Source organism: Streptomyces sp. NPDC050806, assembly GCF_055586425.1.
Genome location: NZ_JBVJIF010000009.1, coordinates 33,390 through 46,338, shown reverse-complemented (window position 1 = coordinate 46,338; position 12,949 = coordinate 33,390). Strand labels below are relative to the sequence as shown.

Here is a 12,949-nt window from a genome sequence, read left to right as displayed (position 1 = left end):
ATCGCGGAGACCGCGTGCACCGCACGCGACGCGTCGCATCGCAGGGGGTTTCATGAGATCAAGACGCTCCGGAGCGCGCCGCGGACGCGCCGGACTGGCTGTGGCGGTGACGCTGCCGCTCGCCGCCGGTGCGCTGGCGCTGGGCACGCCCGCCGCCGGTGCCGCCGGGCACGACGGCCGGGACGCGCTGCACGGCACGAAGCCGCAGTGGGCCACGCAGCAGGCCGACCGTGGCAGCACCAAGGGGACCGACCGGGTCACGGCCCGGGTGTTCCTGGCCGGACGGGACGCGAAGGGCCTCGCGGCCTACGCCAGGGCCGTCTCGGACCCGTCCTCGGCCTCGTACGGGAAGTACCTCGGCGCCGACCGCGCGCAGGCACGTTTCGGCGCCACCGAGGAGCAGGTGTCGGCGGTCACCCACTGGCTCACGGGCGCCGGCCTGAAGGTCACCGGGAAGGACCGCCGCTCCATATCCGTGACCGGCACCACCGCGGCGGCCGAGCAGGCCTTCGCCACGGACCTGCACGACTACCGCAGGGGCGCGCACACGTACCACGCCCCCTCCCGCACGGCCTCGGCCCCGGAGTCGCTGCACGGCGCGGTCCTCACGGTCACCGGGCTGGACAACGCACCGCACATGGCGCGGCACGACGCCCAGCTGCCGCCGCCCAGCGGGGTCTTCCGCAATTCCGGCCCGTTCTCCGGCCACTACGGCTCCAGGACGGACAAGAGCCTGCCCTCCGCCTACGGGGCGAAGCAGCCGTACGCGGTGAAGGGCTACACGGGCAAGCAACTGCGCGCCGCCTACGGGGCGGGCAAGCGCACCGGCAAGGGCGTCACGGTGGCCATCACCGACGCGTACGCCTCGCCGACCATCGCCGCCGACGCCCGCAAGTACGCCGACCGCAACGGGGACGCCGGCTACACGAAGGGGCAGCTCTCGCAGGTGCTGCCCAAGAAGTACTCGCACATCGATGAGTGCGACGCGGCCGGCTGGTGCGGGGAGGAGACTCTCGACGTGGAGGCCGTGCACGCGGTCGCCCCCGAGGCCGACATCGTCTACGTGGGCGGCGCGTCCTGCATGGACGACGACCTCCTGGACTCCCTGGGGAAGATCGTCGACGGGCGGCTCGCCGACGTCGTCTCGAACAGCTGGGGTGACATCGAGGCCAACGAGACCCCGGACGTGGCCGCCGCGTACGACCAGATCTTCCAGCTGGGCGCCGTCGAGGGCATCGGCTTCTACTTCTCCTCCGGCGACAACGGCGACGAGGTCGCCAACACCGGCACCAAGCAGGTCGACACCCCCGCGAACTCCGCGTGGGTGACCGCCGTGGGCGGTACCGCCCTCGCCGTCGGCAAGGGCGACAAGTACCTCTGGGAGACCGGCTGGGGCACGCAAAAGGCCGATCTGGCGGCCGACGGCGGCAGCTGGCAGGACTTCCCCGGCGCGTTCACCTCCGGGGCCGGCGGCGGCACCAGTAGGACCGTCGCGCAGCCCTTCTATCAGCGCGGCGTCGTGCCGAACGAGCTTTCGAAGGCGAACGGCGGCACCCCGATGCGCACCGTTCCCGACATCTCAGCGGTGGCCGACCCGAACACCGGCTTCCTCGTGGGCCAGACCCAGTCGCTCCCCGACGGCTCGCTCGCCTACGACGAGTACCGCATCGGCGGCACCTCGCTGGCGGCGCCGGTGATCGCGGGCGTGCAGGCGCTGTCCCAGGAGGCCCGGCACGGGGTCGCGATCGGCTTCGCCAACCCCGCCATCTACCAGCGGTACGGCACCTCCGCGTACCACGACGTCACCGACCACCCGCTGGGCGCCGGGCAGGACCTCGCGGTGGTCCGGGTGGACTACGTGAACGGGATCGACGCCAGTGACGGCACGACCACCTCGCTGCGCAGCCTGGGCAAGGACAGCTCGCTGCACGCCGTCGTCGGCTACGACGACGTCACGGGCGTCGGCACGCCGGGCAGGGGCTACGTGGCCTCCTACCGGCCCTGAGGCCCCGTGTGCCGGGCCGCTGTCCGGTCCGGCATGTGGGACGGGGGCCCGCGCGGGGGAATCCTCGGCGCGGGCCCCTGGCGCCCTGCGGTACCCTGACGCCATGCGTGCCGTACGCCTTCTGCTTAGCGGGCCGCGCTGATCAGTACCGACCGGACCGGAGACTGCGAGGTCCGAGTCGGAATCGGCGCGGCGTCCCCTCCTGTGCGAGGGGCCTTTTTGTTTCCGGCGCCGACCGGCAAGAAGGTGCCCGCAAGGGGTGCGTTTCCGCAGGCAGAGACGATCGATGGAGCTTTGAGGACGATGAGCGAGACGACCACGGCCGCTGAGGCGGCGGCCCCGCACCGCTATACGGCCGCGCTGGCCGCGGACATCGAGGCACGCTGGCAGGACTTCTGGGACGCGAACGGCACCTACGAGGCGCCGAACCCCAGCGGTGACCTGGCCGGCGACCCGGAGCTGGTGGCCAGGCCGAAGAAGTTCATCATGGACATGTTCCCGTACCCCTCGGGTGCGGGTCTGCACGTCGGCCACCCCCTGGGCTACATCGCCACCGACGTCTACGCCCGCCACCAGCGCATGACGGGCCACAACGTCCTGCACACCCTGGGCTTCGACGCCTTCGGCCTGCCCGCCGAGCAGTACGCCGTCCAGACGGGCACCCACCCGCGGGTCTCCACCGAGGCCAACATCGTCAACATGAAGGCGCAGCTGCGCCGCCTGGGCCTGGGGCACGACCAGCGCCGTTCGGTCGAGACGATCGACCCGGCGTACTACAAGTGGACCCAGTGGATCTTCCTGCAGATCTTCAACTCCTGGTACGACGCCGAGGCCGGGAAGGCACGCCCGATCGACGAGCTGGTCGCCCAGTTCGAGGCGGGGGAGCGGGAGACCCCGGACGGCCGCGCGTGGGCCGACCTGGCCGCCATCGAGCGCGCCAACATCCTGGGTGAGTACCGCCTGGCGTACGCCTCCGACGCGCCGGTCAACTGGTGCCCCGGTCTGGGCACCGTGCTGGCCAACGAGGAGGTCACCGCCGACGGCCGCTCCGAGCGCGGGAACTTCCCCGTCTTCAAGGCCAAGCTGCGCCAGTGGAACATGCGCATCACGGCCTACGCGGACCGCCTGCTGAACGACCTGGACGGGCTGGACTGGCCCGACGCGATCAAGCTGCAGCAGCGCAACTGGATCGGCCGCTCCGAGGGCGCGCGGGTCGACTTCCCCGTGGGCGGCCGGCGCATCACCGTCTTCACCACGCGCCAGGACACGCTGTTCGGCGCGACCTACATGGTGCTGGCCCCGGAGCACGAGCTGGTCTCCGGAGAGGACTCGATCGTCCCGGACGCCTGGCCCGAGGGCACGCACGACGTGTGGACCGGCGGCTACGCCACCCCGGCCGAGGCCGTCGCGGCCTACCGCAAGCAGGCCGCCTCGAAGTCCGACGTCGAGCGCCAGGCCGAGGCCAAGGACAAGACCGGCGTCTTCACCGGTGCGTACGCGACCAACCCGGTCAGCGGCGAGCGGGTCCCGGTCTTCATCGCCGACTACGTCCTGATGGGCTACGGCACCGGCGCGATCATGGCGGTCCCGGCGCACGACAGCCGCGACTTCGCCTTCGCGCGCGCCTTCGAGCTGCCCATGCGCTGCGTGGTCGAGCCCTCCGACGACCGTGGCACGGACCCGGCCACCTGGGACGACGCGTTCTCCTCGTACGAGGCGAAGATCGTCAACTCCGCGTCCGAAGCCGTCTCCCTGGACGGCCTGTCGGTCACCGAGGCCAAGGCGAAGATCACCGAGTGGCTGGCCGGACAGGGCATCGGTGAGGGAACCGTGAACTTCCGGCTGCGCGACTGGCTGTTCAGCCGGCAGCGCTACTGGGGCGAGCCCTTCCCGATCGTGTACGACGAGGACGGCGTGGCGCACGCGCTGCCCGAGTCGATGCTGCCGCTGGAGCTGCCCGAGGTCGAGGACTACTCCCCGCGCACCTTCGACCCGGACGACGCCAACACCTCCCCGGAGACCCCGCTGTCCCGGAACGAGGAGTGGGTCAACGTCGATCTGGACCTGGGCGACGGCCGAGGCGTGCGGCGCTACCGCCGCGAGACCAACACCATGCCCAACTGGGCCGGCTCCTGCTGGTACGAGCTGCGCTACCTGGACCCGAACAACGACCAGAAGCTGGTCGACCCGGGCATCGAGCAGTACTGGATGGGCCCGCGCGAGGGCCAGCCGCACGGCGGGGTCGACCTGTACGTGGGCGGCGCCGAGCACGCCGTGCTGCACCTGCTGTACGCGCGCTTCTGGTCCAAGGTGCTGTTCGACCTGGGGCACATCTCCTCGGCCGAGCCGTTCCACAAGCTGTACAACCAGGGCATGATCCAGGCCTTCGTGTACCGGGACAAGCGCGGCATCGCCGTCCCGGCGGCCGAGGTCGAGGAGCGCGACGGCGCGTACTACTACCAGGGCGAGAAGGTCAGCCGCGTCCTGGGCAAGATGGGCAAGTCCCTGAAGAACGCCGTCACTCCGGACGAGATCTGCCAGGAGTACGGCGCTGACACGCTGCGCCTGTACGAGATGGCGATGGGCCCGCTGGACGTGTCGCGCCCGTGGGACACCCGCGCCGTCGTCGGCCAGTACCGCCTGCTGCAGCGCCTGTGGCGCAACATCGTCGAGGAGGCCACCGGCGAGGTCACCGTCACGGACGCGGAGCCGGACGAGGACACCCTGCGTGCCCTGCACAAGGCCATCGACGGCGTCAGCCAGGACATGGCCGGCCTGCGCTTCAACACCGCGATCGCCAAGATCACGGAGCTGAACAACCACCTGACGAAGGCCGGCGGCAGCGTCCCGCGCAGCGTCGCCGAGCAGCTGGTCCTGCTGGTCGCGCCGCTGGCCCCGCACATCGGTGAGGAGCTGTGGCGCAAGCTGGGCCACACCGACTCCGTGGTGCACGCGGACTTCCCGGTCGCCGACCCGGCGTACGTCGTGGACGAGACCGTGACCTGCGTCGTGCAGATCAAGGGCAAGGTCAAGGCCCGCCTGGAGGTCTCGCCGGCCATCTCGGACGCGGACCTGGAGGCGGCGGCGCTGGCCGAGCCCGCGGTCGTGACGGCACTGGGCGGTGCCGGCATCCGCAAGGTGATCGTCCGGGCGCCGAAGCTGGTCAACATCGTTCCGGCGTGATCCGGGCCGGGGCGCGCCCGTCCGGCGGGCGTGCCCCGGGGAAGACCACTAGGGGCAGGTTGGGGGTTCTTGGGGAACCCTTGACCTGCCGGGCCCGTTTACGGTGGGAGAAGGAAGCCGTCCGCCCGGCGGCCGAGCCCACGTGAGGGAAGCCCATGACCACCGCGCTCGTGATCCTCGCCCTGCTCTTCGTGCTGTTCGTCGCGGCAGGGGTCTTCGTGACGGTCAAGGCCGTCTCGGCGGCCAAGCGCGGGGTGGACCGTACGGTCGCGCAGGCCCGCCGCACCGTCGAGGACACCACGCTGCGCGCCCGCCGGTACACCCAGACCGGCCCCGCCGGGCAGCTGGCGGAGCTGCGGCACTCCCTGCGCACGTCGATGCGCGCCACCCAGGAGGCGCTGCGTACGGCGTCCGCCGAGGACCAGTCGCTGCAGGAAGCACTGAACCTCTTCGGGCGGCTCAGCGCGCACGGCCATGAGCTGGACGACGAACTGAAGCGCCTGGAGCGCGAGCCGGACCGGGCGCGCATCGCCGAATGCCTTCCCGAGCTGCGCGACCGCGTGGAGCGCTGCACGCACGCCGCGGATTCGCTGCGCTGGGCGGCCCAGGACCGGGCCCGCAGGTTCGCCGACGACGACCTGAGCGCGCTGACGGGGCAGATCGACATGGAGGCCGGAGCGCTGCGGCACTGGACCCCCGCGCCCGGTGCCGACGAGACCCCGCACGACCGGGGCGCGGGCGCCGCGCCGGATCCGCTCGCCGCGTGGCCGCCGCCCGAGCAGCCCGGCACGTCCGAGGGCCGGGCCGAGGAGAGCCCGCGGGCCCTCAACGCCCCCGATCCGCGCATACAGGCCCCGTACCCCTGGCAGAAGACGGCCCGTCCGGAGAACTCGGGCTGACGCGGGCACCGTGAAGATTGGCTGTGGCGCATCGCTCGGGAATGGGAGAGGATCTTGAAAGAGGGCCCGCACTGTCGGGCTCCGGGATCCCCGGATAACCTCCCAGTCATGTCCCGCCATGTCGCGATCGTCACCGATTCAACGGCCTACCTGCCGCGGGCGGCGCTGGAGCGCCACGGCATCACGGCAGTGCCGCTGACCGTCGTCCTCGGCGACGAGGCTCTGGAAGAGGGAACGGAGATCTCGGCCAAGTCGGTCGCGCACGCGCTGCAGAAGCGAAAATACGTCACCACCTCCCGCCCCGGGCCCGAATCGTTCGCCGAGACCTACCGCCGGGTCGCGGCGGCCGGCGCGAGCGGCATCGTCTCCCTCCACCTCTCCTCGGAGTTCTCCGGCACGTACGACGCGGCGGTGCTGGCCGCCAAGGAGGCGCCGGTCCCGGTACGCGTCGTGGACACCGGCATGGTCGCGATGGCACTGGGCTTCTGCGCCCTGGCCGCCGCGGAGGTCGCACAGGCCGGCGGAGACATCGACGAGGCGGTCGCCGCGGCCGAGAAGCGAGCCGAAGGCACCTCCGCGTACTTCTACGTCGACACCCTGGAGTACCTGCGCCGAGGCGGCCGCATCGGCGCCGCCCAGGCCCTGCTGGGGTCCGCGCTCGCGGTCAAGCCCCTGCTCCAGCTGACCGACGGGCGCATCGAACTGCTGGAGAAGGTCCGCACCGCCTCCAAGGCCATCGCACGCCTGGAGGAGATCGTGGCGGAAAGGGCGGGTACGGATCCGGTCGATGTCGCGGTGCACCACCTCGCGGCGACCGAGCGCGCCGACGCTCTGGCCGACCGTCTCCGCGCCCGGGTACCGGGCCTGGCCGACCTGCACGTCAGTGAGGTCGGCGCGGTGATCGGCGCACACACGGGACCGGGGCTGCTCGGGGTCGTGCTCTCGCCGCGGTAGACGGCGCTGGTGGCCGGCCCCGGTGGTCGGTTCCGGTGGTCGGTTCGGTTCCCTCGATCGAGGGTCCGAGTTATCCACAACTCCCGGGTTTTCCACGGAATTCGACGGTGATCGACGCGATCGGCGGAATGTCTCTAGCGTCGTCGTCATGACTTCGCGATCTCCTTCCTCGGCCCGTGTTCCCGCTCCCGACTCCGAGCGCCCGCACCGTCCGTCGGACCGCTCTTCGAACAGCCCGGCGGGCCGTCCACCGGGCCGTCCGCCGGACCGACCTCCGCCAGCCGGCCTCTTCTCCTCGTCATCCGCGCCCTTTGCTTCCGCACCCGGTTCTGTCCCGCCGGCTTCGGCGGTGTGCGGGACGCCGACGCCGTCCCGCTGGCGGATCGCGCTGCAGGAGCGCCTGCCGTTATGGGTGCAACTGCGCTGCGGTACGGACCCGAAGGCGCTCGGCGCGCTCGCCGTCGTGCTCCTGATCGCCGTGGTCTTCGCCGTCCACCACTTCTGGACAGCCCGACCCCAGCCCGTACGGGCGCCGGCCGCCCAGCACGCCTCCGTACCCGCCCCAAGCAGCGCCGTGAGCGCGGCCGGTGTGCCGACCGCCGCCCCGGCCCGCCGCATCGTCGTGGACATCGCCGGCAAGGTGCGCCGACCCGGCATCCACCGCCTTCCGCAGGGCGCCCGGGTCGCCGACGCGCTGCGTGCCGCGGGCGGTGTGCTCTCCGGGGCGAGCACCCGCACGCTGAACCGCGCCCGCCTCCTGGTGGACGGCGAACAGATCATCGTCGGGGCGCGGGCCGCCGCCCCGCCGGGACCGGGCGGGCAGCCCGCTGCCGGTGCCGCCGGCTCCGCGGGCGCTCCGGCGGCTTCGGGAGCGTCGGGTGGGTCAAGTGCGCCGGGCGGCTCTGCCGGTGCCATCGCCGCCCCGGCCGGACCGGTCAGCCTGAACTCCGCGACCCCCGAGCAACTCGACACCCTCCCCGGCGTCGGCCCCGTACTCGCCCAGCACATCATCGATTTCCGCACCCAGCACGGCGGCTTCACCTCCGTCGATCAACTGCAGGAGGTCAATGGCATCGGCGACCGCCGCTTCGCCGACCTGCGCCCCCTGGTGCAGCCATGACCACCCCTCGCGACCCGGCCTCCGTGTACGGCCCGACGGAGCCGCGCCCGGAAGACGATGCTCCCCGGCCCGACACCTGGCAGGCCGGCGCCCGGCTGGGCTCGTCGTCCACAGGTCGGGCGGGCGCCTCACCGGGGCAGGCGGATTCTTCACCGGCTCGGGCCGACGCCTCACAGGCCGACGTCACACCGGACGACTCCTCGCCAGGGTGGGCCGACTTCTCAACGGTCGAGCCGGTCGGGGCGGTCGAGCCGGTCGAGTCGGCTGGGGCGGCCGGGGTGGTCGAGCCGGTCGGGCCGGAGGTGCAGCGGCCGGTGGTGTCGCCGGGCGAAGGCCCCGCGGACCTGCGGCTGGTCGCGCCCGCGCTCGCCGCCTGGGGAGCCGCGGCGCTGGCCCTGGATGCGCCCGTTCGCCCGCTCGTCCTGGCGGGCGCCGGCGCCCTGGTCCTGGCCGGTCTCGTGCTCTCGCGGGCCGTACGCCGTCGCGCGGGGACGCTGGTCGCGGTGGCCGCGGTACTGCTCTGCGCGGTGGCCGGCGCGGCCTCGGCGGCACTCCAGGGGGCCGATCTGCGGCGCGGCCCGGTGCCCCGGCTCGCCCATGAGTACGCGCAAGCCACCCTCGAGCTGGAGGTGGCCGAGGATCCGCATCTCGCCCGGCAGCGAGTGCGCGGCGCTCAACGTATGCCGCCCGCCGTCGTGTTCGCCGCTGAGGTACGGCGCGTCACCGCACCGGACGGTGCGGTGACCATCGCCCGCACCCCTGTCCTGGTCGTCGTCCCGCAGCGGCAGGGCCGGGAGGGCGAGCAGAGCCCGCAGGACGGGCAGGGCCGAGTGGGCGGGCCAGTCCGACAGGAGAGGCAGGGCCGGGAGGGCGGCCGGGGTGCGGCTGGCTCCGGCGCCTGGCGGTCGCTGTTGCCCTCCACACGTATCCGGGTCGAGGCCCGGTTCGCGCCGCCGCTGCCGCCCGGCGACCGTGCGGCAGCCGTGTTGCGGGTGGCCGCCGACGCACCACCGCCGCGGCGCATCGGCGGCCCCACGCCCCTGCAACGGTTCGCCGGCTCCCTTCGGGCAGGACTGCGCGAGGCTTCCGAGGACCTGCGTCCCGATGCCCGCGCACTGCTTCCGGGGCTCGTCGTGGGGGACACCTCCCGTGTGACGCCGGAGCTGGACGACGCCTTCCGGGCCACGGACCTGACGCATCTGCTCGCCGTCTCCGGCAGCAACCTCACCATCGTGCTGGCCCTGCTCATCGGTCCGCCGCACCTCGCCGTACGCGCCGAACGCCGCGGTATCGCGCCCCGGCTGGGCCTCTCGCTGCGCACCACGGCGGTGATCGGCGGCGCGGTCGCGCTCGCCTTCGTCGTCGTGTGCCGGCCGGACCCCAGCGTGCTGCGCGCCGCCGCGTGCGGCCTGATCACCCTGCTCGCCATCGGCTCCGGCCGCCGCCGGACGCTGCTCCCCGCGCTCGCCGCCGCCGTCCTGTTGCTCGTCCTCTACGACCCCTGGCTGGCCCGGAGTTACGGCTTCCTGCTCTCCGTACTGGCCACCGGCGCCCTGCTCACCCTGGCGCCCCGTTGGAGCGCCGCTCTCCAACGGCGGCGCGTCCCGCCCCGCCTCGCCGAGGTGATCGCCGCGGCCGCCGCTGCGCAGGCCGTGTGCGCGCCGGTCATCGCCGTGCTCGCCGCCCGCGTCGGGCTGGTGGCCGTGCCCTGCAACCTGCTCGCCGAGGTGGCCGTGGCCCCCGCGACCGTGCTCGGGTTCGCGGCACTGGCCGTCGCGCCCGTCCTGCCGCCGCTCGCCACCGCGCTCGCCTGGTGCGCGGGGTGGCCCGCCGAGTGGATCGCGGTCATCGCCCGCACGGGAGCCGCGCTGCCCGGCGCCGAATTCGGCTGGCCGGGCGGCTGGACCGGGGGTTTCCTGCTGGCCGCCGCCCTCGTCGTCCTGGTACCGGTTGCCAGGACTCTGCTGCGGCGTCGCGGGCTGTGCGTCGCCTGCGCCCTGCTGCTGGTCGTCCTCGTCGTCCGGCCCGCACCGCTGAGCCGGATCGTCACGGGCTGGCCGCCGCCCGGCTGGCGACTGGCCGTGTGCGACGTCGGCCAAGGGGACGGACTGGTGCTCGCCACCGGGCCCGGCAGTGCGCTGGTCGTGGACACCGGCCCCGAACCCCGTGCCATGGACCGCTGCCTCCAGAAGCTGGACGTACGCCGGATCCCGCTGCTCGTCCTCACCCACTTCCACGCCGATCACGTCGACGGCCTCACCGGGGCGCTCCGCGGACGCAGCGTGGGGGCGCTGGAGACCACCACCCGGGAGGACCCGCCGGACCAGGCGGCGTTCGTACGGAGGACGGCAGCCGCCCATGGCGTACCGATGATTCCGGCCGTACCGGGGGAGCGGCGCCGGACGGGCCCCGTGACCTGGGAAGTCCTCTGGCCTCCGCCCCCGGCCTGGGCCCCGGGCGCGGTCCCGGCGTCGGAGGCCTCCCCGGCCCCGTCCCCGGACCCTGTGCCGACATCGACCCCGGCCCCGACCGCGGCTGAGCAGGCCGACGGCCCAGCCGCGCCACCATCCACCGGCTTCATGCCCGAAGGGCCCAACAACGCCAGCGTCACGCTCCTCGTGCGTACTGCCGGACTGACCGTTCTCCTGCTCGGTGACCTCGAACCGCCGGCACAGCAGGCCCTGCTGGCGGCGCATCCCGACCTCCGGGCGGTCGACGTGCTCAAGGTCGCCCACCACGGTTCCGCCTACCAGGACCCCGCGCTCATGGGGGCGTTGGCGCCCCGGCTGGCCGTGATCAGTGCGGGCGCCGGGAACACCTACGGGCATCCCGCGCCCAGTACGCTCGCCGCGCTCCGCTCACAGGGCGCCAGGGTGCTGCGTACGGACACCGACGGCGCGATCGCCGTGACGGGCAGCGCCACCACCGGCCTCGCCGGCGTGACCAGCAACGGCAGGCGCCGCTATCCGGTAGGCCGACGACCGGTGCCGTCGCGTCCGATGCGCGGCCCGACGGGCGTCAGGGACGGCATACGGAGGCCGACAGGCTCCGGCCGTCGGCGCAGGGCACGTGTTTGTACATCCGCATGACGTTCTTCGCCGTGTCGGAGTTCAGGTAGGTCAGGAACTTCGCGGCGAGCGAGCCGTCCGCCGGATGCCCGTAGGCGTAGAGGAACTCCACGGTCCAGAAGGGGTATTCATGCTGCTGTCCCCACTCGATGTCGGGCTCCTGCCCGTCCAGCCGGATGGCGACGACGCGCGGCCGCTTGGCCGCCGCGTAGGTCTCGGCGTAACCGATCGCGCCCGCCACCCGGTCCACCGTGTCGAGCAGCCCCGTCGTGCTGTTGACCTCGCAGCGCGTCACACGGGCCCGCTCGTCCCGGTCCTTGTCGGTGCAGTCGTACGACGACACCACGCCCGGCTCCGAACGGTGCAGCACGGTCGTCTCGAAGGCCCGCCGGGTCCCGGAGTCCGCGTTCCGGCCGACGACATGGATGGGGAGGTCGTTGCCGCCCACGTCCTTCCAGTTGGTGTAGGTGCCGTCGTAGATCTTCCGCACCTGGTCGAGGGTGAGGTTGTCGATGCCGGTGCGCTCGTTGACGACCATGCTCAGCAGGATGACGCCCACCCGTTCGCCCTGCAGGCGGCTGTAGACCGAGGGGGCGGGCACGTCGGACATGGCGAGGAAGGAGGGGCTGCCGGAGCGTGCGGCGCGCCCGGCGCGGTTCAGGTTGGCCAGGCCGGAGAGGCTGCCGCTCCTGGCGACCTCGATCTTGGCGCCGGGGCAGCGTGCCTGGTACTGCCGGGCGATCTCCTGCATCGGGGGCGCGAAGGCGGTGGAGCCGTCGACGGTCAGCCGCCCGGTGGCGCACTCGGCGCGGGCGGGCACGGCAGGCGTGCTGAGCAGCAGCCCGCCGAGCAGTCCGACCAGGACGATGAAGAGGCCGCCGAGGGCGAGGCTCGGTTTGCGGGGGCCCCAGCGCTGGGTGTTCCGGCGGATCCGGCCGCCGCTGAGGAAGCCGCCGACGATCACGTCGTCGCCGGTCCGTGTCCGGCCGCGGGCATGGGTGCCCTCGTCCGTGCCGGAGAGCAGTACGAGCAGTTTGAAGTGGTTACGGGTGTTGAGCGGGACCTTCGGTATGTGCAACCGGTTGCCGCTGTACCGCAGGCCGGCGCCGGACCGGGTGAGCATGCCGATGAGGTCGGCCGGGTTGGCGTCCGGTACCTCGACGCCGATGACCGTGCGGCCCGTGAACTCCACGGTCAGGGGTTCCTGGTAGTCCTGCCGGACGATGTCCTTGCTGCCGTCGTTCTCGATGCGCAGCAGGGCCAGCGTGGCGTCGGTGATCTCCTGTTCCTGTCTCAGGAGTCTCAACTGCACCAGGCTGTGGGCGTCCTGGGGGTTCATGCCGATGGGGGTGTCCATCTGGACGCGGTAGCCGATGCGCTTGCGTCCGGGCAGAAAGCGCTCGACGGCCCAGATCAGGGCGGTCGCCACGAGTCCGGCCAGCGCCAGGACGGTCTCGGTGTCCGGCATGGGCATGGCAACCTCACACGGGAGAAGGGTGATGTCGGGAGTGTTTTCCGTGGCGACGACTGGGGTGACGATTGGAGTGGCGTCTGGGGCGACGTCTGGGGTGACGACTGGAGTGGCGTCTGGGGTGATGCCCGCAATGTAGGGAGGTGCCGTCGTGACGGCGCACGCTTCGGCAAGCCTTCACCAGAGGTTCAGCCGCCGGCCGTCCCGGTCCGGGGCGTCCGGACCGGGACCCGGAAGAGAACCCGGATC

The 12,949-nt window shown here is 72.7% G+C and carries 7 protein-coding genes; 6 read left to right on the top strand and 1 reads right to left on the bottom strand.

The features are described from left to right. Nucleotides 1-52 precede the first annotated feature (52 nt). From ACZ6WH_RS27505 to ACZ6WH_RS27480, 6 genes are all read left to right on the top strand, one after another. Nucleotides 53-2,005 (top strand): S53 family peptidase, encoded by a 1,953-nt coding sequence (locus tag ACZ6WH_RS27505; protein WP_469731469.1) that lies wholly within the window; start codon nt 53-55, stop codon nt 2,003-2,005. Nucleotides 2,006-2,308: 303 nt separating this feature from the next. Beyond that, nucleotides 2,309-5,188: a leucine--tRNA ligase gene (gene leuS, locus ACZ6WH_RS27500; RefSeq protein WP_469731467.1), complete on the top strand. Its 2,880-nt coding sequence runs from the start codon at nt 2,309-2,311 to the stop codon at nt 5,186-5,188. Nucleotides 5,189-5,343: 155 nt separating this feature from the next. Further along, nucleotides 5,344-6,087, top strand: coding sequence for a hypothetical protein (locus ACZ6WH_RS27495; RefSeq protein ID WP_432854267.1), 744 nt, complete (start codon nt 5,344-5,346; stop codon nt 6,085-6,087). 108 nt (nt 6,088-6,195) lie between these two features. Beyond that, complete coding sequence (locus ACZ6WH_RS27490; RefSeq protein WP_469731465.1) at nt 6,196-7,041, top strand: DegV family protein; 846 nt, start codon at nt 6,196-6,198, stop codon at nt 7,039-7,041. 148 nt (nt 7,042-7,189) lie between these two features. Then, a complete protein-coding gene (locus ACZ6WH_RS27485; protein WP_469731463.1) occupies nt 7,190-8,161 on the top strand; it encodes a ComEA family DNA-binding protein in 972 nt (323 codons plus the stop codon). Further along, entirely contained in the window at nt 8,158-11,250 is a 3,093-nt protein-coding gene (locus ACZ6WH_RS27480) for a ComEC/Rec2 family competence protein (protein WP_469731461.1), read from the top strand. The genes ACZ6WH_RS27485 and ACZ6WH_RS27480 overlap by 4 nt, the downstream gene beginning before the upstream one ends. Here the strand turns inward: ACZ6WH_RS27480 and ACZ6WH_RS27475 are convergent. After that, a complete protein-coding gene (locus ACZ6WH_RS27475) occupies nt 11,180-12,697 on the bottom strand; it encodes a PstS family phosphate ABC transporter substrate-binding protein (protein WP_469731459.1) in 1,518 nt (505 codons plus the stop codon). The genes ACZ6WH_RS27480 and ACZ6WH_RS27475 overlap by 71 nt on opposite strands. Nucleotides 12,698-12,949 lie beyond the last annotated feature (252 nt).

What these genes read in the sequence shown, in the direction of transcription:
- ACZ6WH_RS27480 (WP_469731461.1), top strand. Translation starts at nt 8,158, where the DNA reads ATGACCACCCCTCGCGACCCGGCCTCCGTGTACGGCCCGACGGAGCCG.
- ACZ6WH_RS27475 (WP_469731459.1), bottom strand. Translation starts at nt 12,697, where the DNA reads ATGCCGGACACCGAGACCGTCCTGGCGCTGGCCGGACTCGTGGCGACC.
- ACZ6WH_RS27490 (WP_469731465.1), top strand. Translation starts at nt 6,196, where the DNA reads ATGTCCCGCCATGTCGCGATCGTCACCGATTCAACGGCCTACCTGCCG.
- leuS (WP_469731467.1), top strand. Translation starts at nt 2,309, where the DNA reads ATGAGCGAGACGACCACGGCCGCTGAGGCGGCGGCCCCGCACCGCTAT.
- ACZ6WH_RS27505 (WP_469731469.1), top strand. Translation starts at nt 53, where the DNA reads ATGAGATCAAGACGCTCCGGAGCGCGCCGCGGACGCGCCGGACTGGCT.
- ACZ6WH_RS27485 (WP_469731463.1), top strand. Translation starts at nt 7,190, where the DNA reads ATGACTTCGCGATCTCCTTCCTCGGCCCGTGTTCCCGCTCCCGACTCC.
- ACZ6WH_RS27495 (WP_432854267.1), top strand. Translation starts at nt 5,344, where the DNA reads ATGACCACCGCGCTCGTGATCCTCGCCCTGCTCTTCGTGCTGTTCGTC.